Annotated in this window: 3 protein-coding genes and 1 pseudogene; all 4 read right to left on the bottom strand. The window is 68.3% G+C overall.

What is annotated here, in order from left to right; translation table 11 throughout:
- Positions 1 to 394: pseudogene (locus DBO33_RS42330) on the bottom strand (two-component sensor histidine kinase); the annotation flags it as partial.
- A 121-nt stretch (positions 395 to 515) separates the two neighbouring features.
- Positions 516 to 1,250, bottom strand: a complete 735-nt coding sequence (locus DBO33_RS42335; RefSeq protein WP_107661292.1) for a response regulator transcription factor — start codon at positions 1,248 to 1,250, stop codon at positions 516 to 518.
- Positions 1,251 to 1,316: 66 nt separating this feature from the next.
- Complete coding sequence (locus DBO33_RS42340; RefSeq protein WP_107661294.1) at positions 1,317 to 2,873, bottom strand: alpha,alpha-trehalose-phosphate synthase (UDP-forming); 1,557 nt, start codon at positions 2,871 to 2,873, stop codon at positions 1,317 to 1,319.
- A gap of 91 nt (positions 2,874 to 2,964) precedes the next feature.
- Positions 2,965 to 3,156, bottom strand: a complete 192-nt coding sequence (locus DBO33_RS42345) for a hypothetical protein (protein ID WP_107661293.1) — start codon at positions 3,154 to 3,156, stop codon at positions 2,965 to 2,967.
- Positions 3,157 to 3,264 lie beyond the last annotated feature (108 nt).

Genomic DNA, 3,264 nt, shown 5'->3' on the forward strand with positions numbered 1-3,264 from the left:
CGTAGTTCTGGTTGAGCGGCACCCCCACCGTGGTGGTGCCGTCCGGCACGCGGACCGTCAGGATCCGCCACTCGGTCGGCCCGCCGCCGAACGAACCCACCGTCATCGGCCCGACCGGCGGAGACTCGGGCAGCGCGGGTTCGGCGTCGACGCCGAACGCCTTGATGAAGTAGATCCGCCCGTCGTCCTGCACCGAGCGGACGTAGAACTGGCTGGTGTGGCGCGGATCGCCGGGCAGGCTGGGCGGCGGGGGCACCCGGCGGCGCGACCATTCGATCGCACCGTTGCGCAGCTGCTGGTCGGTGCGGTCGGTCAGCGAGCGTTCCAGGCCCGAGGTGACCACCATGCCGGAGATCAGCAGGCCGAGGCCCGCGGTGGCGACCAGAATCAGCATCAGCGTCACGCGCAGCGGGATCGCCGAGAGCGTGTCGGCAGCCTTGGCGCGGACCGCCGCGATTTTTCCCTCGCTTATGACCCCACCTCGCAGCCGCGTGGCAGTGTCACGACCCGATGGATCATTTGGCCGACCGGCTGCGGCTCGGCGCGCGCATGACATAGCCGACCCCGCGCAGCGTGTGGATGAGGCGCTCCTCGCCGGTGTCGACCTTCTTGCGCAGATACGACACGTAGGTCTCGACCACCCCGACCTCGCCGCCGAAGTCGTAGCGCCACACGTGATCCAGGATGCGCGGCTTGCTCAGCACGGTGCCCGCGTTGACCATGAAGTAACGCAGCAGGGTGAACTCGGTGGGGGACAGCGCGACCGGCTCGCCCGCCTTCCACACCTCGTGGGTGTCGTCGTCGAGCTCGATGTCCTCGAAGCGGAGCCGGGAACTCTCCCGCCGCGGTGCGGAATGCCCCGCCCGGCGCAGGATCACCCGCAGCCGGGCTACCACCTCCTCCAGGCTGAACGGCTTGGTGACGTAGTCGTCCGCACCGAGGGTGAGCCCGGTGATCTTGTCCTGCACCTCGTCCCGCGCGGTCAGGAACAGCACCGGCGCGTCGATGCCGTCGGCGCGCAGCCTGCGCAGCAGGCCGAAACCGTCCATGCCCGGCATCATCACGTCGACGATCAGCGCCTGGGGCCGGAAGCTGCGCGCCTTGTCCAGCGCCTGCGCGCCGTCCGCGGCCGTGTCGACGGCGAAGCCCTGGTACCGCAGGCTGACCGCGAGCAACTCGACGATCATCGGCTCGTCGTCGACCACCAGCACCCGCGCCTCGGGTGCCTGCTCCGCAGGCGCACCACTCATGGCTTCATGGTCCGCTATCCACCTGCGAACTTGCTGGACCTTATCTGGGTGATTCCTGTGAACGATTTACCTGGATGGTTGCCGTTCCTCCGGATAGACGTCGTCGTCGGTGAGCAGGGCGCTGCCCGCGACCTGGTCCTGCGCGAGCGCCTCCAGGAAGGCGCGGGCCCAGCGGTCCACGTCGTGGGCGAGCACCTGGCGGCGCAGCGAACGCATCCGGCGGCGCTTGGTATCGCGATCGTCCTCCAGCGCGGAGACGATCGCGTCCTTGACGCTGTCCAGGTCGTGCGGATTGCACAGGTAGGACTGACGCAATTCGGCTGCGGCGCCGGTGAATTCACTCAGCACCAGGGCGCCGTTGAGGCCGCTGTGGCAGGCGACGTACTCCTTGGCGACCAGGTTCATGCCGTCGCGCAGCGGCGTCACCAGCATCACGTCGGCGGCGACGAAGAAGGCGATCAGCTCGTCGCGCGGGATCGGCCGGTGCAGATAATGCACCACCGGGTGGCCGACCTGGGCGAACTCGCCGTTGATCCGGCCGACCTGACGCTCGATGTCGCCGCGCATCTGGATGTAGCTCTCCACCCGCTCGCGGCTCGGCGTGGCCAGCTGGATCATCACGGTCTCGGCCGGGTCTATCCGCTCTTCCAGCAGCAGCTCTTCGAGCGCGTTGAGCCGGATGTCGATGCCCTTGGTGTAGTCCAGGCGGTCGACGCCGAGCAGGATGTTCTTCGGATTGCCCAGTTCCGCACGGATTTTCGCGGCCCGCTCGCGGATGGAGCGGCGCCGGGAATGCTCGTCGAGTTCGGCCGAGGAGATCGAGATCGGGAACGCACCCACCCGGACCGTGCGGAAGCCGACCTGGACGACGCCGAGCTTGGAGCGCACACCGACGGTGCCGCGCGAAGTCGGCTGGCCGGCCAGCCTGCGCGCCAGGTACAGGAAGTTCTGCGCGCCGCCGGGCAGGTGGAAACCGATCAGGTCGGCGCCGAGCAGACCCTCCACGATCTCGGTGCGCCACGGCATCTGCATGAACAGCTCGACCGGCGGGAACGGGATGTGCAGGAAGAAGCCGATGGTCAGGTCGGGGCGCAGCATCCGCAGCATCTTCGGCACCAGTTGCAGCTGGTAGTCCTGCACCCACACGGTGGCGCCCTCGGCGGCCACCTTCGCGGTCGCCTCGGCGAAGCGCCGGTTCACCGTGACGTAGGCGGCCCACCACTTGCGGTCGTACACCGGGCGCACGATCACGTCGTGGTAGAGCGGCCACAATGTGCCGTTGGAGAAGCCTTCGTAGTAGTCGGCCACTTCCTGGGCCGTCAGCGGCACCGGATGCAGTTCAAGGCCGTCCTCGATGATTGGATCGACGTCCGCGTCGGGCACCCCCGCCCAACCGACCCAGGCGCCCTTGTTGTTGCGTAACACCGGTTCCAGCGCGGTGACCAGGCCACCCGGGCTGCGTTTCCATCGGGTCGTGCCGTCGGGCAGGCGTTCCAGGTCGACCGGCAGCCGGTTGGCCACGACGACGAAACCGGAGCCGGACTCGGCCGGACCGGTACGTGCGGTCGTTGTCTCGTCGGGTGCTGGTTCTAGGGCGGGCTCGGAGTCGTCGGACGAAGTCATCTGGTCCACTCACGCATCCTTTGCGCGTCGCTGGGTCCCCCGGGGAATCGGGTAGGTCGACGTCGCCGTTGGCGTCGAAAGGGGTTGGGCTCTAGTCGACCCGGGTGCTCGGGCCGATGCCGAGCATCGACAACAGCATCCGGCACTCGTCGGCGTCTTCCGCGTAGGCCGCGACGACGCGCTGGGCCTGACGTGCGGTTTCATCGGCAAGTGGTTCCAGATCGTCGTCCGCGATGTCGTTCGCGCTGCCCTTCGCGGCCATCTTCAAGTCCTCCCGGTTCACTACGCTCGTACGTGCGAATAGTCAATGGTATCTGGCGCCGCCAGGCGCGGGTGGCACCCGCGTCACACCAGCCCCCGGCCGGTGTGCCGATCCCGCCCGCCCCTATAC

It is taken from the genome of Nocardia suismassiliense, assembly GCF_900269665.1.
GTDB lineage: Bacteria > Actinomycetota > Actinomycetes > Mycobacteriales > Mycobacteriaceae > Nocardia > Nocardia suismassiliense.